Below are 26,102 nucleotides of genomic sequence, written 5' to 3' on the forward strand. Positions count from 1 at the left end.
CGCGCCATGCCGAAGAGGACAACCGCCGTGCTCTGTGTCGCCCTGATGGCCACGGCCACATTGGCCGCCTGCGGCGACGAGGAGAAGGCGAGCAACCAGATCACCGTCTGGACCGAGGAGAACCTGCCTGACCGGATGGCCGTGCAGCAGCGGATCGCCGCCGACTTCACCAAGAAGACCGGGATCAAGGTGAACCTGGTCGGAGTGGCCGAGGACCAGTTCAGCCAGATCGTCACCTCGGCGGCCGCCGCCGGCAAGCTGCCCGACGTCATCGGGGCCCTCCCGCTGTCGTCGGTGCGCGAGCTGGAGGCCAACGACCTGCTCGACACCGAGACGCCGGCCAAGGTCGTCGACCAGCTGGGCCGTGGCACGTTCTCCCAGCGCGCCCTCGACCTCGACAGCTCCGGCGGCAAGCTGCTGGCCGTGCCCAGCGACGCCTGGGCCCAGCTCGTCCTGTACCGCAAGGACCTGTTCGACAAGGCCGGGCTGGCGCCACCCGACACGTACGAGGCGCTGGAGGCGGCGGCGCGCAAGCTCAACACCGGCGGCGTCGCCGGCATCACGCTGGCCATCGCCCCCAAGGACTCCTTCACCGCGCAGAGCTTCGAGCACGTGGCCCTGGCCAACGGCTGTCAGCTCGTGGACGGCTCCGGCAACGTCACGCTCGACTCGCCGCAGTGCGTGAAGGCGTTCGGCTTCTACGCCGGCCTCGTCAGGAACTACTCGGTCAAGGGCAAGCAGGACGTCGACTCCACCCGCGCCACCTACTTCTCCGGCAAGGCCGCCATGGTCATCTGGTCGTCGTTCATCCTCGACGAGCTGGCGGGGCTGCGCAAGGACGCGTTGCCGAGCTGTGAGCAGTGCAAGAAGGACCCGGGCTGGCTGGCCAGGAACACCGGCGTCGTCACCGCGCTCAAGGGGCCCGACGGGAGCGCGCCCGCCCAGTACGGGGAGATCGTCTCGTGGGTCGTCACCCGCGACGCGGCCAAGGACCCCGCCGCCAAGTTCGTCGCGTACGCGATGAACGAGGGCTACGAGCGGTGGATCGGGATGGCCCCGGAGGGCAAGTTCCCCACCCGCAAGACCTACGCCGCCGCCTGGAACAAGCTGCCGGCCGGCGTCGACACCAAGAAGCCGCTCGCCGACGTCTACCCGGTCTCCGTGCTCGACGCGCTGCGCGCCGGCCCCGACCACTTCGGCCGCTGGGGCATCACGCAGGGCCAGGGCAAGCTGGTGGGCGCCACGATGGGCGAGCTGCCGGTGCCGAAGGCGCTCAGCCAGGTCGCGGACGGCTCGCTGACACCCCAGGCCGCCGCCGCCCAGGCCAAGAAGGACGTCGAGACCATCAAGCGCGGGATCCGCCAGTGAGCCCGCGCCCCCGCACTCTCAGGCAGCAGGAGGGGCGGGCCGGGCTCGCGCTGATCTCACCCACTCTGGTCATCACGGTCGTCGTGGTCGTGCTGCCGCTCCTGTGGGCGATCATGCTGGCCTTCCAGGACGTGCGGCTCATCAACATCCGGAGCAAGGGCCTGTTCGGCGGCTACACGCTGGAGAACTTCCGGTACGTGATCTCCGAGCCGGGCTTCTGGACCGCGCTGGTCAACACGCTCGTCTACACCGTGGCCGGCACGGCGCTGTCCATCGCCGTCGGGCTGGTCACCGCGCTGGCGCTGCGCGACCGGTTCAGGGGGCGCACGCTGGTGCGGGCCTCCATCCTCGTGCCGTACGTGGCTCCGGTCGTGGCCGTCGCGTTCCTGTGGGAGACGATGCTCAACCCCCAGTACGGCATCGTGAACACCTGGCTCAGCCAGCCGATCGCCTTCCTCAGCCAGGCCAAGGGCACCTTCCTCGGGGTGGAGGTGCCGGTGGCGCTGCTGACGGTCATCGCGTTCGAGGCGTGGCGGTACTTCCCGTTCGCGTTCCTGTTCATCCTGGCCCGGCTCCAGGCGCTGCCCGCCGATCTGGAGGAGGCGGCCCTGGTGGACGGGGCGACGCCCACGCAGCGCTTCCGGCACGTGGTCCTGCCGCAGCTCGCGCGGGTCATCGCGCTGCTGGCCGTGCTGCGTTTCGTGTTCACCTTCACCAAGTTCGACGACGTGTACCTGCTCACCGGCGGCGGAGCCGGGACCGAGGTGGTCAGCGTGCGCGTCTACAACTTCCTGACCGCGCGCGACGACATCGGGGCCTCCGCCGCCCAGGCCATCGTGCTCGCCGTCGTGCTGGTCGTCTTCCTGGTCCTCTACCTCAGGTTCTTCGCGGGAGGCGAACGTGAGCGCAACGGCTGAGCGGACGAGCGCCAGGCCGATGAGCAGGGACCGGGTGGAGCGGGCGGTCCTGCGCGTGCTCAAGCCGCTGGTGATCGCGGCGCTGGTCGCCGTCACCGCGTTCCCGTTCCTCTACATGATCACGCTGTCGGTCCGCGACATCCAGGAGCTCATCCTGGACCCGGGCTCCCTCTGGCCCCGGAACCTCACGCTGTCCACCTACGCGGACGTGCTGGACCGGCAGGGGTTCCTGACCTTCATGCGCAACAGCGCGATCGTCGCCGTGGCGTCCGTGGTGGTCACGCTGCTGATCTCCATCCCCGGCGCGTACGCGGTGGCCCGGCTGCGCTTCTTCGGGCACCGGCAGGTCCACTTCCTGTTCCTGTCGGTCTACCTCTTCCCGGCGATCGTGCTGGCCATCCCGCTCTTCGTGCTGTTCACGATGATGGGGCTGCGCGGGTCGCTGCTCGGCCTCATCCTCGTCTACATCGCGCAGACCGTGCCGGTCACGGTATACATGCTCCGCAACTACTTCGAGACCGTGCCGCGTAGCGTGGAGGAGGCCGCCGCGATCGACGGCTGCTCGCGCCTGTCGACCATCTGGCGGGTGGTGCTGCCGCTGTCCAAGCCCGCGCTCATGGCGACCGGTCTGTACGTGTTCATGATCGCCTGGAACGAGTTCCTGTTCGCCCTGCTCTTCCTCGTCGAGAGGCGGGAGAGCTGGACGGTTTCCCTGGGACTGTCCCAGCTCGCGGGTAGCATCGAGATCCCGACCACGGTGCTCATGGCCGGATCCGTGGTCCTCACGCTGCCCATCGTGATCGTGTTCTTCGCCGGCGAGCGTCTGCTGACCGAGGGCCTCACGGCAGGAGCGGAGAAGGGGTAGACCATGCTGACGGCGGGGCACATCCTCCAGCTCATCCGCGATGGCTCCTGCCGCACCCGTAAGGAACTCATCGAGTACACCGGTCTGTCCCGCTCCACGATCACCGACCGGGTGGACCGGCTGATCGAGGCCGGCTACATCCACGAGTCCGGCGTCGCCAGCTCAGGGGGCGGCCGGCCGCCCTCGGTGCTCGACCTGGACGCCGGCAAGCGCCTGGTGCTCGTGGCCGACCTCGGCGCCGGCCACGCCCATGTCGCGCTCACCGATCTCGCCGCCCGGCCGCTGGCCGAGGAGCACAGCGAGATGCGCATCGACCGGGGGCCCGACGCCGTGCTGACGTGGGTGCGGCAGGCCTTCCAGCGGCTGCTCGACCGGACCGGCATGCCGCGCGAGCGGGTGTGCGGCATCGGCGTCGACCTGCCCGGCTCGGTGGACCACGGCACCGGCAGGCTGATCAGGTCGTTCCTCATGCCCGGCTGGGACGACCACCCCATCGGGGAGAGCCTCAGCGCGGCGTTCGGCGTGCCGGTGCTCGTGGAGAACGACGCGAACGCGATGGCGCTCGGCGAGTGGTGGTGCTCCTGGCGGAGCACCCGGGCGCTGCTCCTCGTCAAGGTCTCCACCGGCATCGGCACCGGCGTGGTGCTCGACGGCACTGTCTACCGGGGCGTCGAGGACGCCGCCGGCAACCTCGGTCACGTACGGCTGCGCGAGAGCGACGACCGGGTCTGCACGTGCGGCTCGCGCGGCTGCGTCGCCTCGCTGGCCAGCGGCCAGGCCCTGGCCACCGACCTCGGCATGGAGTCCAGCCGCGACGTGGTGCGTCTCGTCCAGGCCGGCGACCCGGCCGCCATCGCCCGCGCCCAGGAGGCGGGCCGGACGCTCGGGGTGCTGCTGGCGACCGCGGTCAGCCTGCTCAACCCGGGCGTCCTGGTGCTGGCCGGCGACATGGCCGAGACCGGCGAGCACTACCTGACCGGCATCCGGGAGAGCGTCTACCGGCGCAGCCTGCCGTACACCACGCGCAACCTGAAGATCGTGACCAGCTCGCTGGGGCGGCTGGCCGGGATCGTGGGCACGGCGGTCATCGTCATGGAGCACGTGCTGAGCCCGGAGGCCGTGGACGCCGCCCTCGCCGCCCCGTCCGGGCGCTCCAGGACCGGCACCTGACCCCCCTCTCCCCCGGGTGTCACGCCAGCGCGCCGGCGAGGCGGTCGCGGGCCGTCACGAGGGAGGGGCCGTACCAGGTGAGGTCGCGCCCGCTGACCAGCGCGCACCGCAGTCCGGGAAAGCACTCCGGGCCGTCGCCGGCGCTGAAGGCGTACGGCTCGTCGGGCAGCACCACCAGGTCGGGCGCCTGCGCGGCCAGCTCGGGCAGCGGCACCCTGGGGTAGCGCTCGGGGTGACCCGCGTACAGGTTGTCCACGCCGAGCCGGCGCAGCACGTCGCCGGTGAACGTGTCGCGCCCCACCACCATCCACGGCCGCCGCCAGATCGGAATGACCGCCGTGCGCCGCGGCCCCCGCGCCGGCTCGCGCCACACCTCGCGGGCCTCCTCCAGCCACGCGGGCGGCCGGGCGCGGCAGGCGTGCCGGAACATCCGCTCCAGCGAGACGAACGCCTGGTCCAGGGTCTCGATCCTGGTCACCCAGACGGCCACTCCGGTCGCGCGCAGGGCGGCGAGGTCCGGCTCCCGGTTCTCCTCGGCGTTGGCCAGGACGACGTCGGGACGCAGGTCCCGGATCGCGTCGAGGTCGGGGTTCTTGGTGCCGCGCACGCGCGTGACGTGCAGGTCCGCGGGGTGCGAGCACCAGTCGGTGGCTCCGACGAGCGCGTCGGGAACGGTCGCCGCCACCGACTCGGTCAGCGACGGCACCAGTGACACGATCCTGGTCACGACCTCGGGCACCCGCACGGTTGTCCCGGTGTCGTCGTCCGCGTCCTGTTCCGTCACAGATGTCCCCTTACCTGGTCTCCTACGATCTCTTCCCGGAGAGCCTGACCGAAAAAGAGTGAAATCAAGTGAATTTTGAGCCGAATGTGCGCAGCTTCTCCACAAGGGACATAACGAATCCGTAGAATCCCCCATAAAGATCGTTACATCTTGATCGGGGGATCTCCGGTTGGAGCGAGAATCGCTGGGCTTCGATCCGAACACGCCCAACGTCGCCCGGCTCTACGACTACTACCTCGGGGGCAAGGACCACTTCCCGGCCGACCGTGAGGCCGCCGAGAAGATCCTGGCCGTCGCACCCGAGGTACGCCTCGCCGCGCGGGCCAACCGGGCGTTCCTCGGGCGGGCCGTGCGGCATCTGGCCGCGGCCGGGGTCACCCAGTTCCTGGACATCGGCACCGGGCTGCCCACGCAGGGGAACGTGCACGAGGTCGCCAGGGAGGTCGCGCCGGGGGCGCGCGTCGTCTACGTGGACCGTGATCCCGTCGTGCTCGTCCACGCCCGCGCGTTGCTGGCCGACGACGAGAACACCACCGTCGTCGAGGGCGACGCCCGCGATCCCGGCAGCATCCTGAAAAATCCGGATGTGTTGAAGTTAATCGACTTCAGCCGGCCGGTCGCGGTGCTGCTCGTCGCGGTCATGCACTTCGTGAGCGAGGACGACGGCCCCGAACAGATCATCGGGACGCTGCGCGAGGCGATGGCCCCCGGCAGCTACCTGGTCATGTCGCACGGCACCAGCGACGCCCGGCCCGATGCCGTGGACAAGGGCGTCGAGGTCTACCGGAGCGCGACCTCTCCCCTGGTCCTGCGCAGCCGTGACCGTGTCAGGGAGCTGTTCGCCGGGTTCGACCTGGTCGAGCCGGGCATGGTGTGGCTGCCGCAGTGGCGGCCCGACGAGACGGACATGATCGACTTCGCCGACGACCCCCAGTCGTCCCTCATCGTGTGCGGGGTCGGCCGCAAGAGCTGAGGCCCGTGCGGCCCGTACGGCCGGGGCGGCGACCATCGCGCGACGCCCCGGCACGGACAGGCGGTTACTTCAGGGCGGCGAGAGCGGCGTCGTAGTCCGGCTCCTGGGTGATCTCCGGCACCAGCTCGGAGTGGACCACCCGGTTGTCGCCGTCGAGCACGACCACCGCGCGGGCGGCGAGCCCCGCCAGCGGCCCGGACTCCTGCGCGACGCCGTACTCGCCCAGGAACTCCCGCCCCCGCATGAGCGACAGCATGGTCACGCCGTCGAGCCCCTCGGCGCCGCAGAAGCGCTGCTGCGCGAACGGCAGGTCGGCCGACACGCACAGCACCACGGCCTCCGGGTGCTCGGCGGCGACCTGGTTGAAGCGGCGCACCGAGGCCGCGCAGACGCCGGTGTCGACGCTCGGGAAGATGTTGAGCACCTTCACCGAGGAGCCGAACGACCCGAGCGTGACGTCGGCGAGGTCCTTGCCCACCAGCCTGAACTCGGGCGCCGTGTCACCGGGCTCCGGGAACGTGCCCCCGACCGTGACCGGGTTGCCCTTGAACGTGATCTCGGACATGAGAAAACCTCCTGTTAGCTGTGGTCCCCGGTGGCGATCCTATCCGCGCGTGGATCGATCACCGTGCCGACGTCCGGGGCGGCATTCAGGAGCGTCGTCTCACACGTTGCGCCGGTACTGGCCTCCCGCCTCGAACAGGGCGTCGGTGATCTGGCCGAGCGAGCAGACCCGCGCGGCGTCCATCAGCACCTCGAACGCGTTGGCCTCCGACATGGCGGCCTCCCGCAGCCGGGCCAGCGCCGCCGGCGCCTCGGACCGGTTCCGCTCGTGGAAGGAGCTCAGCCGGTCGAGCTGTGACCGCTTCTCCTCCTCGGTGCCGCGGGCCAGCTCCAGCTTCCGCTCGTGCGGCTCGTCGCCGCGCGGGTTGCGGAACGTGTTGACGCCGATGATCGGCAGCGAGCCGTCGTGCTTGCGCGTCTCGTACAGCATCGACTCGTCCTGGATGCGCCCGCGCTGGTAGCCCGTCTCCATCGCGCCCAGCACGCCGCCCCGGTCCGAGAGCCGCTCGAACTCGCTCAGCACGGCCTCCTCCACCAGGTCCGTCAGCTCCTCGATGACGAACGAGCCCTGGAGCGGGTTCTCGTTGCGGGCCAGGCCCCACTCGCGGTTGATGATGAGCTGGATGGCCATGGCGCGGCGCACCGAGTCGGCCGACGGGGTGGTGACCGCCTCGTCGAAGGCGTTGGTGTGCAGGCTGTTGCAGTTGTCGTAGACGGCGATCAGCGCCTGCAGGGTGGTGCGGATGTCGTTGAAGTCCATCTCCTGGGCGTGGAGGGACCGGCCCGACGTCTGGATGTGGTACTTCAGCTTCTGCGAGCGCTCCCCGGCGCCGTACCTCTCGCGCATCGCGACGGCCCAGACGCGCCGGGCCACCCGTCCGAGCACGCTGTACTCGGGGTCCATGCCGTTGGAGAAGAAGAACGACAGGTTCGGGGCGAAGTCATCGACGTTCATGCCGCGCGCCAGGTACGCCTCGACGTAGGTGAAGCCGTTGGCCAGCGTGAACGCGAGCTGGCTGATCGGGTTGGCCCCGGCCTCGGCGATGTGGTAGCCGGAGATCGACACCGAGTAGAAGTTGCGCACGCCGTTGGCGATGAACCACTCCTGGATGTCGGCCATCATCCGCAGCGAGAACTCCGTGGAGAAGATGCAGGTGTTCTGCCCCTGGTCCTCCTTGAGAATGTCGGCCTGGACCGTGCCCCTGACGGTGGCGAGGGTGCGGGCGCGCAGGTCGCGCGCCTCCTCCTCCGACGGCTCCCGCCCCTGCTCGGCGCGGAACCGGTCGAGGGCCTGGTCGACGGCGGCGTTGAGGTAGAAGGCCAGGATGGTGGGCGCCGGGCCGTTGATGGTCATCGACACGGACGTGTTGGGCGCCGACAGGTCGAAGCCGTCGTAGAGCGCCTTCATGTCGTCGAGCGTCGCGATCGACACCCCCGAAGTACCGACTTTTCCGTAGATGTCGGGGCGGGGGGCGGGGTCGTTGCCGTACAACGTCACCGAGTCGAACGCGGTGGACAGCCGGGTGGCGGGCTGCCCCTCCGAGAGCAGCTTGAAGCGCCGGTTGGTGCGGAACGGGTCGCCCTCGCCCGCGAACATCCGGGTGGGGTCCTCGTCGTCGCGCTTGAACGGGAACACCCCGGCGGTGAACGGGAAACGGCCCGGCAGGTTCTCCGAGCGCAGGAACCGGAGCAGGTCGCCGTGGTCGGTGTAGCGGGGCAGGGCCACCCGGGGGATGCGGCTGCCGGACAGCGTCTCGCGCCACAGCGGGGTGTGGATCTCCCGGTCGCGGACGCGGACGACCAGCTCGTCGGCGGTGTACTGCTCGCGGGTGGCGGGCCAGGAGTCGAGCAGCGCCCGGCTCTCGCCGGTCAGCTCCCGCCCGGCCCGCACCTCCAGCTCGGCCAGCCGCTCGTCCTCGCCCTCCAGCATGGACCGCACGGCGGTGAGCTGCTGACGCCGCCGGGCCACCTCCGCCTGGGCGAGCGTCTCGGCGTGGTACGCGCGGACGGTCTCGGCGATCTCGGCCAGGTAGCGGACGCGGGCGGGCGGGACGATCGCGGCGGAGGTCTCGGAGGTACGGCCGCGCACGGGCGCGAGCAGCCCCGGCCCGGCCGGCAGGCCACGGTCCACGAGCAGGCCCTTGAGGTGGTGGTAGAGGGCCGTCACCCCCGCGTCGTTGTACCGGGCGGCGATCGTGCCGAACACCGGCATGTCGTCGGGCGAGACGCCGAACGCCTCCCGGTTGCGCACGAGCTGGCGGCGCACGTCGCGCAGGGCGTCCTCGGCCCCGCGCCGCTCGTACTTGTTGATCACCACGGCCTCGGCGAAGTCGAGCATGTCGATCTTCTCCAGCTGGGACGCCGCGCCGAACTCGGGGGTCATGACGTAGATCGGCACGTCCACGTGCGGCACGATGCCGGCGTCGCCCTGGCCGATTCCGGGCGTCTCCACGATCACCAGGTCGTACCCGGCGGCGCGGCAGGCGGCGACCACGTCGTCCAGGCAGGCGGGCACCTCGTTGGCGGCGCCCCGGGTGGCCAGCGAGCGGAAGTAGGTCTGCGGGCCGAGACTGTTCATGCGGATGCGGTCGCCGAGCAGCGCGCCGCCGCCGCGCCTGCGGGTGGGGTCGATGGCGACGATCGCGATGCGCAGCTTGTCGTCGTTGTCCACGCGCAGCCGCCGTACCAGCTCGTCGGTGAGCGAGGACTTGCCCGAGCCGCCGGTGCCGGTGATGCCGAGCACGGGCGCGCGCCGCCCCGCCGGCCCGTCGGCGCTCCCCGCCGTGCGCAGCCCGTCGAGCAGCTCGGCCGGGGCGCGACCGGACTCCACCAGGGTGATCGCCCGGGCCAGGGCGGCCTGGTCGCCCGAGACCACGGCGTCCACCGAGGGCGGGTCGCCGAGCTCGACGTCGCACTCTTCGACGAGCTTGTTGATCATCCCGGGCAGGCCGTAACGCTGGCCGTCCTCGGGCGAGAAGATCCGGCTGACGCCCCGGGAGTGCAGCAGCTCGATCTCCTCCGGCACGATGACGCCGCCGCCTCCGCCGTACACCCTGACGTGTCCCGCGCCGCGCTCGCGCAGCAGCTCGACGAGGTAGGTGAAGAACTCGACGTGGCCGCCCTGGTAGGAGCTGATCGCGACGCCCTGGACGTCCTCCTGGATGGCGGCGGTGACGATGTCGTCCACCGACCGGTTGTGGCCGAGGTGGACGACCTCGGCGCCCTGCGACTGGAGGATGCGCCGCATGATGTTGATCGCGGCATCATGGCCGTCGAACAGGGCGGCTGCCGTCACGAAGCGGACGGGATGGACCGGAACGTGCACGCCTGATCACTCCTCTTTGAGCGGCCTACTCCCAAGATACTAGGACGTCCTACTATTTCCTGTCGCCCGCCGGGTACAGGTACGGCATGCGTGCGATCACCTTCCAGCCGGGAGCTCCGGGGACGCTGCGCGTCGAAGAGGTGCCCGACCCGGAGCCCGGACCGGGCGAACTGCTCGTCCAGGGGCTGGCGCTGGGCATCTGCGGCACGGACCGGGAGCTGGCCTCCGGCGAGTACGGCTTCGAGCAGGACGGCAAGAAGACCATGATCATCGGGCACGAGTCGCTCGGCAGGGTGATCCGGGCTCCCGAGGGGTCCTCCTTCTCCCCCGGCGACCTCGTCGTGGGCGTCGTGCGCCGGCCCGACCCGGAGCCGTGCCCGGCCTGCGCCAGAGGCGAGTTCGACATGTGCCGCAACGGCCGCTACACCGAGCGCGGCATCAAGGCGCTCGACGGCTACGGCAGCGAGCGGTGGACCGTGGAGGAGGACTACGCGGTGCGGCTCCACCCCGGGCTGGAGCGGGTCGGGGTGCTGATGGAGCCGGCCTCGGTCCTGGCCAAGGCGTGGGAGCAGATCGAGGCCGTGGGCTCGCGGGCGTGGTTCGGGCCGCGTACGGCGCTCGTCGTCGGGGCGGGGCCGATCGGCCTGCTGGCCGCGCTGCTCGGCAAGCAGCGAGGGCTGGAGGTCCACGTCATCGACCGGGTCACCGAGGGGATCAAGCCCGACCTGGTGCGCTCGCTCGGCGCCGTCTTCCACTCCGGGAGCACGCTGGAGCCGGTGCGCGACCTGCGCCCGGACATCATCGTCGAGGCCACGGGGGCGGGTCCGATGGTGCTCGACGCCTTGGTGGCGAGCGGGGCCGCCGGCGTCGTCTGCCTGACCGGCGTGTCGGCGGCGGGCAAGGTGCTGGACGCGGACGTGGGGCGGATCAACCGGGAGATCGTGCTGGAGAACGACGTGGTGTTCGGCTCGGTCAACGCCAACCAGCGCCACTTCCGGGCCGCGGCGGAGGCGCTGGCGGCGGCGGATCGCGCCTGGCTGGAGCGCATGATCACCAGGCGGCTGCCGCTGGAGGAGGCGCCGCAGGCCATAGAGGGCCACAGCGACGACGTGAAGCTGGTCATCGACCTCGGCGGCTGATCCCGGCCGCGCCGCTCCGTGCCGGCGTCAGGGTTTCGGCTCGTACGGGCGGCGACGGGAGGGGGCGGCGCCGCCGCGCGCGGGGCCTCCGGAGCCGTGGCCCGCGACGACGGGGACACGGTCGCCGTCGTGGTCGTCCACGTCCAGCCAGGAGGGGTCCGCCTCGGTCCAGGACACGACGGTGGGGCGGGGGCCGGACGGCGCGTTCCAGGGCCAGGTGAAGCGGCGGTGGGTGCCGCGGCGGCGTCCGGCGAAGCGTAAGGAGAGCACGATCGTCGTCAGCACCATGACGGCGAGCAGCGCGTGCGGCGTGCCCAGCACGTCGAACACCGACCCCTGCGGCTCCCGCGCCCTGGGCAGCGGCGCGAGCGGATGCTCGGTGGCCCGGATCTCGCTCAGCGTGGCGTTGGCCTTGACCACGCGCGGCAGGCCGTAGCCGACGACCTTGTCGGTCTCGCGGACCTTGCGCTTGAGCCAGACGCCGTCGACGTTCGCCTCGATGGTGTGGATCTTTCCACCGGAGACGCTCTCGACGATGCCGACGTGGTCGATGCCCTGGTAGCTCTTGCCGCCCTTCCAGTCGAAGAAGACCAGCGCCCCCGGCTCGGGCCGGGACGACCAGGCGCCCTGCTTGATGAACCACGCCGCGTGGGACGGCGTCCAGGCGAACCGGCCGACGTAGTCGGCGATGCCGGCCCGGTCCGCCGCCCAGGCGATGAACATGTCGCACCAGGGCGCGTCCCGGTACTGGGCGTCCTGGACGCGCTCGGCGTACCAGTGGCCGAACTTGGTGTTCTGGCCGCTCTTCTCCCGGTAGCCGACTTCCGGACGGACTTGCCGCAGCAGAGCTTCCGCGATGGGGTCCAGTGCGACTCCTCCCAGAAAATCCGGCAGATCACGATGTACGGTAATCGCCGCGCGGCGAGCGCGGGCCGCCCACCGCGAAAGTGGCTAGCTCTGAGGAGAAAAGGCACTTCTGTGACCGAAGGGATCGAAGGGGCGGGCCTAGGCGCCCGCGCCGACGCGGTAGACCTGCTCGTCGCCCGTGCCCGGCGCCACCACGTCGGCCACGATCACGGTCACGTTGTCGGGCGAGCCGCCCTCGTTGGCCAGGTCGATGAGGCGCTGCACGGCCAGCGCCGGGTCGGGGTGCGTGGTCAGCACCTCGTGCAGCGCCTCCGGGCCCAGCACGGCCGTGAGCCCGTCGGAGCACAGCAGGTAGCGGTCGTCGGGCTCGGCCTCGCGCAGCGCCATGTCGGGCTCGGCCCGGCCCTCGCTGCCGAGCACCCGCAGCACCATGGAGCGACGGGGATGAACGGCGGCCTGATCCTCCGTTATCCGCCCTTCGTCCACCATCGACTGCACAAGTGTGTGATCCTTGGTCATCTGGTAAAGAGCACCATCGCGAAGCAGGTATCCGCGGGAGTCACCGAGATGAGCCAGGGCGAACCGGTAACCGTCCCAGAGCATGGCGGTCACCGTGGTTCCCATTCCCCTGCGCGCCGGGTCGATCTCCGCCAGCTCGACCAGCCGGCGCGCCGCCTCGTGCACGGCGCCCTCAAGGGCCGCCTCCAGGTCGGAGCCCGTCTCCGGAAGCGTGGCATCCAGCTCGCGCATGACGGCGATCGCCGCCGAGCTCGCGAGCTCGCCGGCCGCGTGGCCGCCCATCCCGTCAGCCACCACGAGCAACCGGCCGCTCGCGTAGCCGGAATCCTCGTTCTGCTCCCTGCGGCGCCCCACATCTGATCCGGCGGCATAGCGGATGTTGTGCTTCATACCTAGCAGTAAATCATTGGTTGAAAGACTTCACAAGCAGATGCGCTGAAGACTCTTGTGAACTACTCTGGTCCGCATGAGCCACGACCCGACCGTGAACGCCGGGGACATCGCCCGGCTCGCGGGGGTCGGGCGGGCCGCGGTGAGCAACTGGCGACGCCGCCACGACGACTTCCCCCGTCCCGTCGGCGGAACCGCGAATCAGCCATTGTTCTCGCTGCGACAGGTGGAGGCGTGGCTGCGCCGCTATGGGAAGTCCTACCAGGTATCCCTCGGAGATCGTGTGTGGCAGCGCCTGAAAGCCGCCGGAGATCTACGCCTGGGTGAACTTGTCGCCGCGGCGGGCACGTTTCTTTCCACCGGCCTTTCCACCGGCCTTTCCACGGACCTGTCCACGGACCTGTCCACCGGCGGCGACGGCGAGCTGGAGCCCGAGCTGGCGGGGCTGCTGACCGAGCTGGCCGAGCGCGACGGCCCTCTCAGGGCGTACGAGTTCCTGTGCGAGCGCTACCTGGAGGCCCACTCGCGGCAGCTCTCGGTGACCCGGGAGGACGTCGCCGCGCTGATGGTCCGCCTGGTGAGCACCGTCCCGGCGGACGCCCACCCCGCGACGGACGGCCGGCCCACGACCTCCCTGGCGGACGGCCGCTCCCCGACCTCCCTGATCGACGGCCGGTTCGTGACGGACCCTTCGGCGCCGGGCACGATCCTGGACCCCGCGTGCGGCGTCGGCACGCTGCTGCTCGCGCCCGAGGCGGCCCGCGTGCTCGGGCAGGACCTCAGCGACACCTCCGCCCGCATCGCCGCCGCCCGGCTGCGGCTGCGCGGCGCCGAGGCGCGGGTCGTCGCGGGCGACGCCATCCGCCACGACGCCTTCGCCGGGGAGAAGGCCGACGCCGTCCTGTGCGACCCGCCGTTCAACGAGCGCGCCTGGGGCTACGAGGAGCTGACCGGCGACCCGCGCTGGGAGTACGGCCTGCCGCCGCGGGGAGAGCCGGAGCTGGCCTGGGTGCAGCACTGCCTGACCCACGTCAAGCCCGGCGGCCTGGTCGCGATCCTCATGCCGCCCGCGGCCGCGAGCCGCAAGGCGGGCCGCCGCATCCGGGCCAACCTGCTGCGGGCCGGCGCCCTGCGCGGCGTCGTCGCGCTGCCCGGCTCCGACCTGTGGCTGCTGCGCCGGCCGCGCGCGGGCGAGCGCCCGCCGTCCGACGTGCTCATCCTCGACGCGACGGCCGACCTGTCCGCCGTCGAGCCGGCCTGGCGCGACTACCTCGACGACCGCTCCGACCGTACGGTGCGCATCATCGACCTGCTGGCCGACGAGGTGGACATGACGCCGGCCCGTCACCAGCGCCGCGACGACGTCGGGCGGGCCTTCACCGAGGCGCGCGACCGCTTCCTGGCCGCCTCCACGACACCGCCCGACCTGAAAGTCCTGGACCAGCCGCTCGACCAGCCCGCCACCACCGTCGGCGACCTCATCAAGGAGGGCCTCGTGACGGTGCTCCAGGCGCCGCCCAAGATGGCCGCCGACGGCGGCGACCTGGCGGTGCTCACGGCCGACGACGTGGCCGGCGGCGCGCCGCCCTCCGGCCACGCGGGCGGGCAGCAGGGCCTGGTGCAGGTGCGCCCCGGTGACGTGGTGGCGTCCTACTCCAGCGTCCGGGTCATGGCCGAGGGCGGCTGCGTGCTCGGGCCGCACCTCACGCTCTACCGGGTGGACCAGCGTCGCCTCGACCCCGACTTCCTGGCCGGCTTCCTGCGGGCCGCCGGGGGCCGCGCGACCACCGGCTCCAGCCGCTTCGACGTGCGCCGCACCCGCCTGCCGCGCCTGTCGCTGGAGGAGCAGCGCGCGTACGGCGAGGCGTTCCGGCAGCTCGCGGTGCTGGAGGACGCGCTGCGCGAGACCTCGGCGCTGGGCCAGACGCTCATCCGGCTGGGCCTCGACGGGCTGGCCGACGGTCACCTGCACCCGCCCGCTCCTGGCCTCACCCCGTGAGGCGGGGGAGGTTGACGGTGTAGTTTCTTCCGGAAAGGCGGTATGGAGGGGCGAATGGTCATCGGCGACCGCTACGTGCTCGGTGATTTCCCCCTCGGGCAGGGCGGCATGGGGGCCGTCTACGCGGGCCACGACCGCCATCTCGACCGCCGGGTCGCGGTGAAGCTGCTGCGGCTGCCGAGCGGGCCGGACGGCGAGCTGGAGCGCCGCTTCATCCGGGAGGCCCGCATCCTGGCCCGGCTGGAGCACCCGGGCGCGCCGGTGCTCTACGACTTCGGCACCCACGAGCAGCGGCTGTTCCAGGTGATGCAGTTCATCGAGGGCGTCACGGTGGCCGACGTGGTCAGCGAGCACGGGCCGCTGCCGGTGCCGTGGGCCGCCGCGATCGCCGCGCAGGCGTGCGCGGTGCTGTCGGCCGCCCACGCCCTGTCGATCTGCCACCGCGACCTCAAGCCGACCAACCTCATGCTGTGCCCCGACGGCAGCGTGAAGGTGCTCGACTTCGGCCTCGCCATGCTGCGCGACGCCGACGTCACGACGTTCACCCGGATCGGGCAGATCCTCGGCACACCCGCCTACATGGCGCCCGAGCAGATCCAGCGGGGCGTCGCCGAGCCCCGCAGCGACCTGTACGCGCTGGGCTGCGTCATGCACGAGATGCTGACCGGCCGGCAGCTCTTCACGGGGCCGACGGACTACGTGGTGTTCGAGAAGCAGGTCAAGGAGCGACCCCCGGCCATCCCGGGCCTGCCCGCCGGGCTCGGCGAGCTGCTGGCCGAGCTGCTGGAGAAGCGGCCCGACGACCGACCGGCGGGGGCGGACGAGCTGTACGAGCGGCTGGAGCCGTACGCGGTGGGGCTGCCCATGCTGCCCGGCTTCCTGGCCAAGGCGCCGAGCCCGGGCCGCATGTACGCCCGGATGGTCGGCCGCGTGCTCACCGCCTGAGACCGGATCGCCCTAGGCGTGAACGCGCTCTCTCAGCCTTTCTGATCGTTATCTCACAGCAATTGACAGCCTTGGGTGAGGCCCGCGACTCTGTCGAGAGAGCGCTCTCTCGCATCGACCGACACCCCCCGCTCCGACCCAGGAGGGTCCCATGCCCCCTCGTCTCCAGCGCCTCGCCGTCCCCCTGCTCGCCGCGTCCCTCCTGGCCCTGGCCACGGCGTGCGGCGGCGGAGGTGACAGCGACGGGACCGCCGCCAAGCCCGGCGAGAAGGTCAAGCTCAGCATCGGCCTGTTCGGCGACTTCGGCTTCAAGCCGCTCTACGAGGAGTACAAGAAGACCCACCCGAACATCGAGATCACCGAGCACGTCACCCAGTTCAACGACCACCACAACAACCTGGTCAAGCGCCTGGCCACCAACGCCGGCGCGGACGACATCGAGGCCGTCGAGGTCGGCTACATCAGCACGTTCACCGCCCAGCCCGCCAAGTTCCAGGACCTCAAGCAGTACGGCCTGGACAAGCGGCAGGGCGAGTACCTCGACTGGAAGTGGCAGCAGGGGCTGAGCAAGCAGGGCGGCCAGCTCCTCGGCCTCGGCACCGACGTGGGCGGCCTGGCCATGTGCTACCGCAAGGACCTGTTCGCCAAGGCCGGCCTGCCCACCGACCGGGCCGAGGTGGCGGCTCTCTGGCCGACCTGGGAGAAGTACATCGAGACCGGCCGGAAGTTCGCCGCCGCGAACGTGGCCGGCGCCAAGTTCGTCGACAGCCCCGGCGAGATCTTCCGCGCCATGGTCAACCAGGCGCCGACCGGCCTGTACGACGACCAGGACACGATCATCGTGGGCTCCAACCCGGCCGTGAAGCAGGCATGGGACCTGTCCAACCAGCTCACCTCCGACAAGCTGACCGCCAAGCTGGCCGCCTTCTCGCCGCCGTGGAACACCGGCTTCGCCAAGGGCTCGTTCGCCACGATCATCTGCCCCGCCTGGATGACCGGCTTCATCCAGGAGCAGGCCAAGGACGCGACGGGCAAGTGGGACATCGCGACCGTGCCGGGCGGCTCCGGCAACAGCGGCGGCTCCCACCTGATGATCCCCAAGCAGAGCAAGCACCCGAAGGAGGCGGCGGAGCTGATCGACTTCCTCACCTCCAAGGAGAACCAGGCCAAGGTCTTCAAGGAGGAGGGCACGTTCCCGTCGATCCCCGCCCTGTACGACGACCCGTCGATCCAGAGCTTCACCAAGCCGTTCTTCGGCGACGCCCCCATCGGCAAGATCTACTCCGAGGCCGCCAAGGCGCTCAAGCCGCAGCACCTGGGGCCCAAGGAGGCCGAGGTCCGCGTCGTCATCGGTGACGGGCTCGGCCGGGTCGAGCAGGGCAAGCAGACCCCCGACCAGGCGTGGGCGCAGGTCCTCGAGGACGTCAAGAAGATCAAATGAGCTCTCTCCCCCTCGCCGTGGCCCGGCGGCGGCACCGGCGGGGCGTGCGGCACACCCTCGACGTGAGGGTGTCGCCGTACGCCTACGTCGCGCCGTTCCTGCTGCTCTTCTGCGCCTTCGGGCTGTTCCCGCTGGCCTACACCGCCTGGGTGAGCCTGCACGACTGGACGCTGCTGTCGGACGAGCACGCGTTCGTGGGCGTCGCCAACTACGGCACGCTGCTCGCCGACGGCTACTTCTGGAACGCCGTGGCCAACACGCTGTCCATCGGCGTCCTGTCCACGGTGCCGCAGCTCGTCCTGGCGATCTGGCTCGCGCACCTGCTCAACCGGCCGCTGCGTTTCCAGACGCTGTTCCGGGTGTCGCTGCTGCTGCCGAACGTCACCAGCGTGGTGGCCGTCGTGGTCATCTTCAGCCAGCTCTTCGGCCGGGACTTCGGGCTGATCAACTGGGTGCTGTCCTGGTTCGGCGCCGGCGCGGTCGACTGGGCGGCGGGCACGGCCACCTCGCACGTCGCCCTGTCCACGATGATCATGTGGCGCTGGACGGGCTACAACGCGCTGATCTTCCTGGCCGCCATGCAGGCCGTCCCCCGTGAGCTGTACGAGGCGGCGACCCTCGACGGCGCCGGCGGGTTCACCCAGCTGCGCAGGATCACGATCCCCATGATCCGGCCGACGATCGTCTTCGTGGTCGTGGTCTCCACGATCGGCGCCATGCAGATCATCGCCGAGCCGCTGCTGTTCAGCGCGAGCAGCGGCGCCGGGGGCGTCGGCGCGAGCGGCGGGCCCGACCGGCAGTACCAGACGCTGGCGCTGTTCGTCTACGAGCAGGGCTTCACCAAGTTCGACTTCGGCTACGCGGCGGCGGCGTCCTGGCTCATGTTCCTCGCCGTCGCGCTGGTCGCCGGGGTCAACTACCTGCTCACGCGCCGGCTGAAGGGCGGTGTGGCATGAGGCTGCGCTACCTCACCCTGATCGCGGTCGTCTTCTTCTCCGCCTTCCCGCTCTACTACAGCGTGGTGGTGGCCTCCCGGCACAACTCGGCGCTGGCCCAGGTGCCGCCGCCGCTCTGGCCGGGCGGCAACTTCTTCGCCAACGTCGCCCGCGTCTTCGACACCGTGCCGTTCGGCCTGGCCCTGGTCAACTCGGTGCTGGTCGCGGGGTCGATCTCGGTCGCGGTCATGTTCCTGTCCACGCTGGCCGGGTTCGCGTTCGCCAAGCTCCGCTTCCGCGGACGCAACGCCCTGCTGCTCGTCACGGTCGCCACCATGACCGTCCCGGCGCAGCTCGGCATCATCCCGCTCTACCTGCTCATGGTGAAGCTGGAGTGGACCGGCACCATGTACGCGCTGGTGGTGCCCGCGCTGGTCAACGCCTTCGGGGTGTTCTTCATGACCCAGTTCCTGTCGCGCGCCCTGCCGGGCGAGCTGCTGGAGGCGGGGCGGGTGGACGGGTGCACGACGTGGGGACTGTTCTGGCACGTCGTGCTGCCGGTCGCGCGGCCCGCGGCGGCGGTGCTCGGCATGCTGACGTTCATGTCGGCCTGGAACGACTACTTCTGGCCGCTGGTCGTGCTCACCCCGGACAACCCGACCGTGCAGGTGGCCCTGTCCACGCTGGCCAGCGGCTACGTCAACGACTACGTGCTCGGCCTGGCCGGCACGGCGGTCGGCACCCTCCCCCTCGTCCTGATCTTCGCCGTGTTCGGCAGGCAGATCATCGGCGGAATCATGCAAGGAGCAGTCAAAGGATGATTTTTCCGGAAGGTTTCGTCTGGGGTGCCGCCACGGCCTCGTACCAGATCGAGGGGGCGGTCAAGGAGGACGGGCGCGGCCAGTCGATCTGGGACGCCTTCTCCCACGCCCCCGGCAACGTGGCCGGCGGCGACACCGGCGACGTCGCCTGCGACCACTACCACCGCTACGCCGACGACGTCGCGCTCATGCGGGAGCTGCGGCTGGCCGCCTACCGGTTCTCCGTGGCCTGGCCCCGCGTCCAGCCGGACGGCACGGGCCCCGCCAACTCCCGGGGCCTCGCCTTCTACGACCGGCTCGTGGACGAGCTGCTGGCCGCCGGCGTCACGCCGTACGCCACGCTCTACCACTGGGACCTGCCCCAGGCGCTGGAGGACCGCGGCGGCTGGACGGCCCGCGACACCGCGTACCGCTTCGCCGGGTACGCCGAGGCCGTGCACGCCCGGCTGGGCGACCGGGTCCGCCACTGGACCACGCTCAACGAGCCGTGGGTCGCGGCGTACCTCGGCTACGGCAACGGCGTGCACGCGCCCGGCCGCCGCGACCCGGCGGCGGCGATGCGCGCCGCGCACCACCTGATGCTCGGCCACGGCCTGGCGGCGGCCCGGCTGCGGGAGCTGGGGGCGGAGAGCCTCATGCTCGTCGTCAACTCGGCGCCCGTGCTCACCCCCGCCCAGGTGGGCGACCCGTCCGCGGTGCCCGGGGAGGCGGACGCGGCGGCGGTGGAGCGCGTCCACGCCCTGCTGACCGGGCAGTTCCTCGACCCCGCCGTCCACGGCCGCTACCCGGAGGCGGTGCTGGAGGCGGCGCGGCGCAACGGCGGCACCGGCCACATCCTGGACGGCGATCTGGAGCTGATCTCCGCGCCGATCGACCAGATCGGCGTGAACTACTACAACCCCTGCGTGGTGGAGGCCAGCCCCGGCGAGCCGGCCGACGCCGCCTGGCCGGGCACGGAGGACGTCGGCTTCCGGGGCGCCGACGCCCCGGCCACGGCCATGGGCTGGCCCATCGTGCCGGACGGCCTGTCACGGCTGCTCCTTCGGCTGTCGCGGGACTATCCGGGCACGCCCCTCATGGTGACCGAGAACGGCGCGGCCTTCGAGGACGTCGTCGTGGACGGCCGGGTCCACGACGCCGACCGGGTCTCCTACCTCGACGGGCACCTGCGCGAGGCGCACCGCGCCATCGAGGCGGGCGCCGACCTGCGCGGCTACCTCGTGTGGTCGCTGCTGGACAACTTCGAGTGGGCCGAGGGCTACCGCCGCCGGTTCGGCATCGTCCACGTCGACTACGCCACGCAGGCCCGTACACCGAAGGACAGCGCGCTGTGGTTCAGGGACGTGATCGTCAGGAACGGGCTGTAGATTTTGCCCGTGCTCACCCTCTCGCCGGCGCAGCCATGAGGCGTCCGACCCTGGAGGCGGTCGCCGCCCGTGCCGGGGTCTCCCGGGCCACCGCCTCCCGGGTCGTCAACGGGCAGACGACCGTGGCGGCGCACATCCGCGACGCCGTGCTGCACGCGATCGACGAGCTGGGCTACGTGCCCAACCCGGCCGCGCGCAGCCTCGTCACCCAGCGCACCGACTCGGTGGCGCTCGTCGTGTCGGAGCCGCCGACCCGGGTGTTCTCCGAGGACCCGCTGTTCTCGACGGTGATCCGCTCGGCCAGCGTCGAGCTGGAGACGGTCAACAAGCAGGTCGTGCTCATGCTGGCCTCCTCGGCCAGCAGCCACGCGCGGGTCGAGCGGTACATCACGGGCGGCCACGTGGACGGGGTCATGCTCATCTCCATGCACGGCGCCGACCCGCTACCGGCCGCGCTGTCCCGGCTGCGCGTCCCGGTCGTCTCGTACGGCCGGCCCGCGGTCCCCGTCGACATCCCGTACGTGGACAACGACAACGTGGGCGGGGCCGAGCTGGCGGTCCGCCACCTGGTGGGCCTCGGGCGGCGGCGGATCGCCACGATCGCCGGCCCGCAGGACATGATCGGCGGCCAGGACCGGCTGAGCGGGTACCGCACCGTGCTGCGCGACTCCGACCGCCGCTCGATCGTCGCGGTGGGCGACTTCACGCGCGAGTCGGGCGCGGTCGCGATGCGCCAGCTCCTCCGCGACGACCCGGGCCTCGACGCGGTGTTCGTGGCCAACGACCTGATGGCGGTGGGCGCGCTCCAGTCGCTGCGGCAGGCGGGCCGCAGGGTGCCGGACGACGTGGCGGTGGTGGGCTTCGACGACATCGAGGCCGCCCAGTACACCGAGCCGCCGCTGACGACGGTCCGCCACCCGGTGGTGGAGCAGGCGACGGCGATGGTGCGGCTGCTGCTCGGGCTGTTCGAGGGCGAACCGGCCGACCCGGTCATCCTGCCCACGGAGCTGGTGGTGCGCGAGTCCGCCTGACCTCAGCGGGACGGCTCGCTCGGCGGCACGGCCCGCTGCCAGGGCAGCCGGCCCTCCAGCTCCACCTGGAGCGAGAAGCTGAGGAACGTCCGCACCGCCACGATGACGGCCAGCACGCCCACGCTCTGGAACGTGGGCGAGACGGCCACGGTCCTGATGATGTCGGCCGCCACCAGCAGCTCCAGGCCGAGCAGGATCGCCCGGCCCACCCCCTGCCGGAACACCGGGTAGAGGCCGGTCACCTCACGCGTCCGGACGTACCTGAGGCCGAAGGCCACGCTCGCGACCAGCGTGCCCACGGCGATGACGAGCACGCCGGCGAAGTCCATGAGCTCGCCGATGACCTCGATGACGTGCCTCACGCGACCGCCTCCTCGCCCTGTTCATGCCCATCCGTCCCCCTCGCGGATCTCAATCTGCCCGTGATCAACGAGTGGAATGCTGGGGTCCCAGTCGAACCGCGGCCGTTGGGAGCGTCATGCCGGTGCTTGGGTCCATGGCTCGCATCCGCCTCGCCGCCTCGGCGGTGGCGCTGGCGGCGGCCCTCCTGCCGCTCGGCTCGCCGCCCGCGGCGGGAGCGAGCGCGGAGGTGGTCGAGTACTCCTGCTCCGGCGAGTCCGTACCGGCCCAGACGGTGCGCGTCCGGGTGACGCTGACCATGCCGGCCTCGGCCGTGGTGGGGCAGCCGTTCGCCATCGGCTGGCGCGCCGAGTACGAGGCGGGCGCCGAGCTGAAGGCGCCGAGCAGCGGGTTGTCCGCGGGGGCGAACCTCTACGCGCACGCCGGGATCTCGGGCCTGCCGCAGCTCACCTCCGCCACCGGGACCGCCCCACTGGGCGCCATCACCCCCGGTCAGGCCATCCCCCTGCCGGCCTCCGTCGCGATGACGACCACGGCGCGGAACGCGGGCACCGGCGCCGTCCGGCCCGGCGCCATCAACATCGGGACGATGGAGAACGATCCCCTGATCGAGTGCGAGGTACGCACCCCCGGGGCGCTGTCGGCGTACACCCTGACGGTCGCCGCGGGCCCCGGCACGGACCCGGACACCTCCCCCTCGTCCGACGTCTCCTCCTCGGAGAGCTCGTCCCCGAACGCTTCCTCCTCCGAGACCTCCTCGGAGACCTCCTCCGAGGCCGACGAGAGCTCCGAACCGGAGAGCACGCGCAAAAGATCGTCCGCCGTCCCCAAGGCGGGCGCGGACACGGGCGGCGGCGGGGAGGCGGGGCCGGACGGGCGGGCCCTCGTCCTGGGCGGGTCGGTGCTGATCATGGGGGCCGGTCTCGGCGGCCTCCTGGCCCGCCGCCCCCGCCCGGCCGGAGCCCCGGCCCGCGACCGCGCGTGACCGGCCGCCACCCGCTACGGGCAACGTAGGCGTCAGCGGTCCGCCAAGCCTGCCCCGCCCGCCCGCGCCTCCGTGCTCGCGGGACCCGCCGCCATGACCATGGAGCCGTGCGTAGAACCCTCGCTCTCCTCGGCGTCCTCGCCCTGCTGCTCACCGGATGCAGCTCCTCCCCTCCCGGCCGCCCGGCCCCGTCCCCGCCCCTGGCGCAGACGGCGTCGCCCGCCCGGCCGAGCGCCCCGCCGCCGGGCCGGCCGGCGAAGTGGCGCATCACCCATCGGGGCGGCGAGCACGAGATCGAGGGGTACGCCGACCACACCAGCGTGCTGCCCGGCGAGCGGTTCCGGCTGCACGTCTCCACCACCGCGCCGCGCTTCACCGCGCGGGCGTTCCGGATGGGCGCCCAGGCGGAGGAGGTGTGGCGCTCCGAGCGGGTCCCCGGGCAGCGGCAGCCGCCGGCGCGGACCGTCGAGGGCACGGTGACGGCCGCGCACTGGAAGCCCTCCCTCACCGTCGACACCACGGGCTGGCGGGAGGGCGCCTACCTGATGCGCCTCGACGCCTCCACGGGCGGCCAGCGCTACGTCCCCATCACCGTGCGCTCGGCCTCCACCCGCGGCCGGGTCGTGCTGCTGAACGCCGTCACCACCTGGCAGGCGTACAACTTCTGGGGCGGCCGGAGCCTCTACCTGGGGCCCGGCGGGTTCGCCGACCGGTCCCGCGAGGTGACCTTCGACCGCCCCTACGACACCACGGGGGCCAGGCTGTTCCTCGCCTTCGAGCTGGACGCCATCGAGGTGGCCGAGCGGAGCGGCGTGCCGCTGGCCTACCTCACCAGCCTGGACCTGCGGCCCGGGGTGCTGGACGGGGCGCGGGCCGTGGTGTCGATGGGGCACGACGAGTACTGGTCGCCCGGCATGCGGGCCGCCGTCACCCGCGCCCGCGACCAGGGCACCAACCTGGCCTTCCTGGGGGCGAACGCCGTCTACTGGCGGATCGGGCTGCACGACCGGACGGTGGCCTGCGACAAGGAGAGCACCTGCACGCTGTGGCGGGCGTCGAAGCCGGAGAGCGCGCTGGTCGGGCAGATGTACGACTGCTTCCCGGCCGAGGCCGCCTACGTGGTGACCCGGCCGGACCACTGGATCTACGAGGGCACCCACGGCACCCGCTTCCCGGGGATGACCGGGGTGGAGACCGACCGGGTGGGGACGGGGTCACCACGTGACGTCCAGGTGCTGGCGGAGTCGCCGGTGAACTGCGGCGGCCGGTCCACCGTCAGCACCAGCACGTACTACGTCGCGCCCAGCGGGGCGAGGGTGTTCGCGTCGGGGACGATGCGCTGGGTGTGCGCGATGCGGGGCCGGCGGTGCGGGCACGGCGTGACCGACGCCGCCGCGGTCTTCACCCGCCGCGCGACCCGCAACCTGCTGACCCGGTTCGCCCAGGGGCCCGTGGACGGCCACTGACGCCGCGGCCCGGCCGGGCCGTCCTTGACGCCGTGGCCCGGCCGGCCGGGCCACGGCAAGCCTTAGGCTGGGTGATCGTGACCACCGAACGATGGGCGCTGGGCGGCGATCTGAGCGTCGCGAGGATCGGGTACGGCGCGATGAAGCTGACCGGTTGGCCGAGGGGCGAGCGACCCGGCCGGGAGACCGCCCTGGCCGTCCTGCGCCGCGCCGTGGAGCTCGGGGTGAACCACATCGACACCTCGCACTACTACGCGCGCGACGGGGTGGCGGCCAACGAGCTGATCCGGGAGGCGCTGCACCCCTACCCGGACGACCTGGTGATCGTGACCAAGGTGGGAGCGCTGGTCGAGGGCTCCGACATCGCGCTCCCGGCGGAGCGGAAGAACGGTCTCACCCCCGACGGTCTGCGCCGCGGCGTCGAGGCGAACCTGCGCTCGCTCGGCGTGGACCGCCTGGACGTGGTCAACCTGCGGATGGGCGACCTCGACCGCGCCGGGACCCCGCTCGCCGCGCCCCTGGAGACGCTGCTCGCGCTGCGTGAGGAGGGCCTGATCCGCCATCTCGGCGTCTCCAACGTCACCGCCGCCGAGTTGGCCGAGGCCCGCGCGATCGCGCCCATCGCCTGCGTGCAGAATCTCTACAACCTGTCCCAGCGCGACGACGACCCGCTCGTCGACGCCTGCGCTGATGCGGGCATCGCCTACGTCCCCTTCTTCCCGGTCGGCGGTTTCCAGCCGATCACGGCGGAGCGCCTGGACGCCGTCGCGGCCCGCCACCGCGCGACCGTGCCGCAGGTGGCGCTGGCCTGGCTGCTGGCCCGGTCCCCGAACGTCCTGCCGATCCCCGGGACCGGCTCGCTGGAGCACCTGGAGGAGAACGTGGCCGCCGGCGCGCTGAAGCTCGGCGCGGACGACCTCGCGGAGCTCGCGGGGCGGCCGGGGTGACCGCCTAGAGGTCCGCGCGGGTGGGGAGGCCCTGCCAGTCGCTGGCGCTGCTCACGGCTGCTGCGCTCAGCACCGTGCCGCGGTGCAGCCGCTCCTGCGGCGTCAGCCCCTCCAGCGCCGCGCTGATGTACCCGGCCACGAACGCGTCGCCCGAGCCCGCCGGGTCCACGATCGGCACCTGGAGCCCCGCCGCGTCGTACCGCATCCGGTGGGCCCGCACGCTGGCGCCCTTCATGCCCCGGTCCACCACGACCTCGCGCTCGGGCGTGAGCGCGGGCTTGACCAGGTCCAGCTCGTCCTGGGCGAGGAACAGCAGATGCGACTCGCAGGCCAGCTCGCTCAGCACCTCCTCCGCCTCCCGCACCGAGGGCCACAGCTCCGGGACGTAGTGGACGGCGAACGAGATCACCACCTCGGCGGTGCGCGCGGCGCTCACGGCGGCGCGGACCGCTTCGAGCGCGTCCCGGCCGAGCCCCGCCGTCAGGCCGGTGACGTGCAGCATCTTGGAGGCGGCGATCCGGTCGATCGGCACGTTCCCCGGTGTGAGGGCCGAGCCGGCGGAACCCACCCGGTAGTGCGTCACCAGTGGCTCCCGGCCCACGCGCGACTCCCTGAGGAGCATCCCGGTGCGGACGCCCTCGCTGACCCGTACGTCGGCCACGTCGACGCCCTCACCCCTGAGCACCGTGAGGACTCTCGCCCCCAGCTCGTCCCCACCGACCTTGCCGAGGAAGCACGCCCGGTGGCCGAGCCTGGCCAGGGCGACGGCCAGCGTGAACTCCGGCCCGCAGACGTCGAGCCGGGCCTCTGTCTCGTGGCGGACCCGGCCGCTGGAGACGACTCCCAGCGCCTCGCCAAGGGTGTAGACGTCCGTCATGGGCGAGACTGTAGCCGGTCTGCCTATCCCAAAAGGATTTTCGGGTG

At 71.8% G+C, this 26,102-nt stretch carries 23 protein-coding genes; 16 read left to right on the plus strand and 7 right to left on the minus strand.

Annotated features, from left to right (window positions below; translation table 11 throughout):
- The first annotated feature begins 6 nt into the window (after positions 1 to 6).
- Genes ACIBG4_RS28095 through ACIBG4_RS28110 form a run of 4 tightly spaced genes read left to right on the plus strand, consistent with a single transcriptional unit; the run spans position 7 to position 4,320 of the window.
- Complete coding sequence (locus ACIBG4_RS28095; protein ID WP_310709351.1) at positions 7 to 1,368, plus strand: extracellular solute-binding protein; 1,362 nt, start codon at positions 7 to 9, stop codon at positions 1,366 to 1,368.
- Positions 1,365 to 2,285 (plus strand): carbohydrate ABC transporter permease, encoded by a 921-nt coding sequence (locus ACIBG4_RS28100; RefSeq protein WP_397204351.1) that lies wholly within the window; start codon positions 1,365 to 1,367, stop codon positions 2,283 to 2,285. The genes ACIBG4_RS28095 and ACIBG4_RS28100 overlap by 4 nt, the downstream gene beginning before the upstream one ends.
- Positions 2,269 to 3,150, plus strand: a complete 882-nt coding sequence (locus tag ACIBG4_RS28105) for a carbohydrate ABC transporter permease (protein WP_397204352.1) — start codon at positions 2,269 to 2,271, stop codon at positions 3,148 to 3,150. The genes ACIBG4_RS28100 and ACIBG4_RS28105 overlap by 17 nt, the downstream gene beginning before the upstream one ends.
- 3 nt (positions 3,151 to 3,153) lie before the next feature.
- Positions 3,154 to 4,320: an ROK family transcriptional regulator gene (locus ACIBG4_RS28110; protein ID WP_397204353.1), complete on the plus strand. Its 1,167-nt coding sequence runs from the start codon at positions 3,154 to 3,156 to the stop codon at positions 4,318 to 4,320.
- Positions 4,321 to 4,339: 19 nt separating this feature from the next.
- Here ACIBG4_RS28110 and ACIBG4_RS28115 read toward each other — a convergent pair whose 3' ends face one another.
- Positions 4,340 to 5,104, minus strand: a complete 765-nt coding sequence (locus ACIBG4_RS28115) for a helical backbone metal receptor (RefSeq protein ID WP_397204354.1) — start codon at positions 5,102 to 5,104, stop codon at positions 4,340 to 4,342.
- Positions 5,105 to 5,273: 169 nt separating this feature from the next.
- Between ACIBG4_RS28115 and ACIBG4_RS28120 the strand changes: the two genes are divergently transcribed.
- Positions 5,274 to 6,077 carry an SAM-dependent methyltransferase gene (locus ACIBG4_RS28120; RefSeq protein ID WP_310709356.1) on the plus strand — a complete coding sequence of 268 codons (804 nt, stop codon included), beginning with the start codon at positions 5,274 to 5,276 and terminating at the stop codon, positions 6,075 to 6,077.
- Between the two features lie 64 nt (positions 6,078 to 6,141).
- Here the strand turns inward: ACIBG4_RS28120 and tpx are convergent, their stop codons facing one another.
- Together tpx and icmF are read right to left on the minus strand one after the other, a co-directional pair.
- Positions 6,142 to 6,642, minus strand: coding sequence for a thiol peroxidase (gene tpx / locus ACIBG4_RS28125; protein WP_310709357.1), 501 nt, complete (start codon positions 6,640 to 6,642; stop codon positions 6,142 to 6,144).
- A 99-nt stretch (positions 6,643 to 6,741) separates the two neighbouring features.
- Positions 6,742 to 9,966: a fused isobutyryl-CoA mutase/GTPase IcmF gene (gene icmF, locus ACIBG4_RS28130; RefSeq protein ID WP_397204355.1), complete on the minus strand. Its 3,225-nt coding sequence runs from the start codon at positions 9,964 to 9,966 to the stop codon at positions 6,742 to 6,744.
- Between the two features lie 86 nt (positions 9,967 to 10,052).
- Here icmF and ACIBG4_RS28135 point away from each other — a divergent pair, with 86 nt between their 5' ends.
- Positions 10,053 to 11,105, plus strand: coding sequence for a glucose 1-dehydrogenase (locus ACIBG4_RS28135; protein ID WP_397204356.1), 1,053 nt, complete (start codon positions 10,053 to 10,055; stop codon positions 11,103 to 11,105).
- Between the two features lie 27 nt (positions 11,106 to 11,132).
- On the opposite strand, the gene ACIBG4_RS28140 is transcribed toward ACIBG4_RS28135, so the two are convergent.
- Positions 11,133 to 12,017 (minus strand): CHAP domain-containing protein, encoded by an 885-nt coding sequence (locus ACIBG4_RS28140; RefSeq protein WP_397204444.1) that lies wholly within the window; start codon positions 12,015 to 12,017, stop codon positions 11,133 to 11,135.
- Between the two features lie 93 nt (positions 12,018 to 12,110).
- On the minus strand, positions 12,111 to 12,881 hold the full coding sequence (locus ACIBG4_RS28145) for a PP2C family protein-serine/threonine phosphatase (RefSeq protein ID WP_397204357.1): 771 nt from the start codon (positions 12,879 to 12,881) through the stop codon (positions 12,111 to 12,113).
- A 76-nt stretch (positions 12,882 to 12,957) separates the two neighbouring features.
- Here ACIBG4_RS28145 and ACIBG4_RS28150 point away from each other — a divergent pair, with 76 nt between their 5' ends.
- From ACIBG4_RS28150 to ACIBG4_RS28180, 7 genes are all read left to right on the plus strand, one after another.
- Positions 12,958 to 14,880 (plus strand): N-6 DNA methylase, encoded by a 1,923-nt coding sequence (locus ACIBG4_RS28150; RefSeq protein ID WP_397204358.1) that lies wholly within the window; start codon positions 12,958 to 12,960, stop codon positions 14,878 to 14,880.
- 54 nt (positions 14,881 to 14,934) lie between these two features.
- Entirely contained in the window at positions 14,935 to 15,825 is an 891-nt protein-coding gene (locus ACIBG4_RS28155; protein WP_310709362.1) for a serine/threonine-protein kinase, read from the plus strand.
- Between the two features lie 151 nt (positions 15,826 to 15,976).
- Complete coding sequence (locus tag ACIBG4_RS28160) at positions 15,977 to 17,266, plus strand: extracellular solute-binding protein (RefSeq protein ID WP_397204360.1); 1,290 nt, start codon at positions 15,977 to 15,979, stop codon at positions 17,264 to 17,266.
- A complete protein-coding gene (locus ACIBG4_RS28165; RefSeq protein WP_397204361.1) occupies positions 17,263 to 18,222 on the plus strand; it encodes a carbohydrate ABC transporter permease in 960 nt (319 codons plus the stop codon). The genes ACIBG4_RS28160 and ACIBG4_RS28165 overlap by 4 nt, the downstream gene beginning before the upstream one ends.
- Positions 18,219 to 19,022 (plus strand): carbohydrate ABC transporter permease, encoded by an 804-nt coding sequence (locus ACIBG4_RS28170; protein ID WP_397204362.1) that lies wholly within the window; start codon positions 18,219 to 18,221, stop codon positions 19,020 to 19,022. The genes ACIBG4_RS28165 and ACIBG4_RS28170 overlap by 4 nt, the downstream gene beginning before the upstream one ends.
- Positions 19,019 to 20,389 carry a GH1 family beta-glucosidase gene (locus ACIBG4_RS28175; protein ID WP_310709366.1) on the plus strand — a complete coding sequence of 457 codons (1,371 nt, stop codon included), beginning with the start codon at positions 19,019 to 19,021 and terminating at the stop codon, positions 20,387 to 20,389. Before ACIBG4_RS28170 ends, ACIBG4_RS28175 begins: the two co-directional genes overlap by 4 nt.
- 35 nt (positions 20,390 to 20,424) lie before the next feature.
- Entirely contained in the window at positions 20,425 to 21,420 is a 996-nt protein-coding gene (locus ACIBG4_RS28180; RefSeq protein WP_310709367.1) for a LacI family DNA-binding transcriptional regulator, read from the plus strand.
- 2 nt (positions 21,421 to 21,422) lie between these two features.
- Here the strand turns inward: ACIBG4_RS28180 and ACIBG4_RS28185 are convergent, their stop codons facing one another.
- A complete protein-coding gene (locus tag ACIBG4_RS28185; RefSeq protein WP_310709368.1) occupies positions 21,423 to 21,782 on the minus strand; it encodes a DUF1622 domain-containing protein in 360 nt (119 codons plus the stop codon).
- A 134-nt stretch (positions 21,783 to 21,916) separates the two neighbouring features.
- Between ACIBG4_RS28185 and ACIBG4_RS28190 the strand changes: the two genes are divergently transcribed.
- From ACIBG4_RS28190 to ACIBG4_RS28200, 3 genes are all read left to right on the plus strand, one after another.
- Positions 21,917 to 22,765: a hypothetical protein gene (locus ACIBG4_RS28190; protein WP_397204363.1), complete on the plus strand. Its 849-nt coding sequence runs from the start codon at positions 21,917 to 21,919 to the stop codon at positions 22,763 to 22,765.
- Positions 22,766 to 22,872: 107 nt separating this feature from the next.
- A complete protein-coding gene (locus ACIBG4_RS28195; protein ID WP_397204364.1) occupies positions 22,873 to 24,231 on the plus strand; it encodes a N,N-dimethylformamidase beta subunit family domain-containing protein in 1,359 nt (452 codons plus the stop codon).
- A 77-nt stretch (positions 24,232 to 24,308) separates the two neighbouring features.
- A complete protein-coding gene (locus ACIBG4_RS28200; RefSeq protein WP_397204365.1) occupies positions 24,309 to 25,178 on the plus strand; it encodes an oxidoreductase in 870 nt (289 codons plus the stop codon).
- Positions 25,179 to 25,182: 4 nt separating this feature from the next.
- On the opposite strand, the gene ACIBG4_RS28205 is transcribed toward ACIBG4_RS28200, so the two are convergent.
- Complete coding sequence (locus ACIBG4_RS28205; RefSeq protein ID WP_397204366.1) at positions 25,183 to 26,055, minus strand: sugar kinase; 873 nt, start codon at positions 26,053 to 26,055, stop codon at positions 25,183 to 25,185.
- Between the last annotated feature and the right edge of the window lie 47 nt (positions 26,056 to 26,102).

Source organism: Nonomuraea sp. NPDC050383 (assembly GCF_044459125.1).
In the GTDB taxonomy this organism is placed as follows: domain Bacteria; phylum Actinomycetota; class Actinomycetes; order Streptosporangiales; family Streptosporangiaceae; genus Nonomuraea.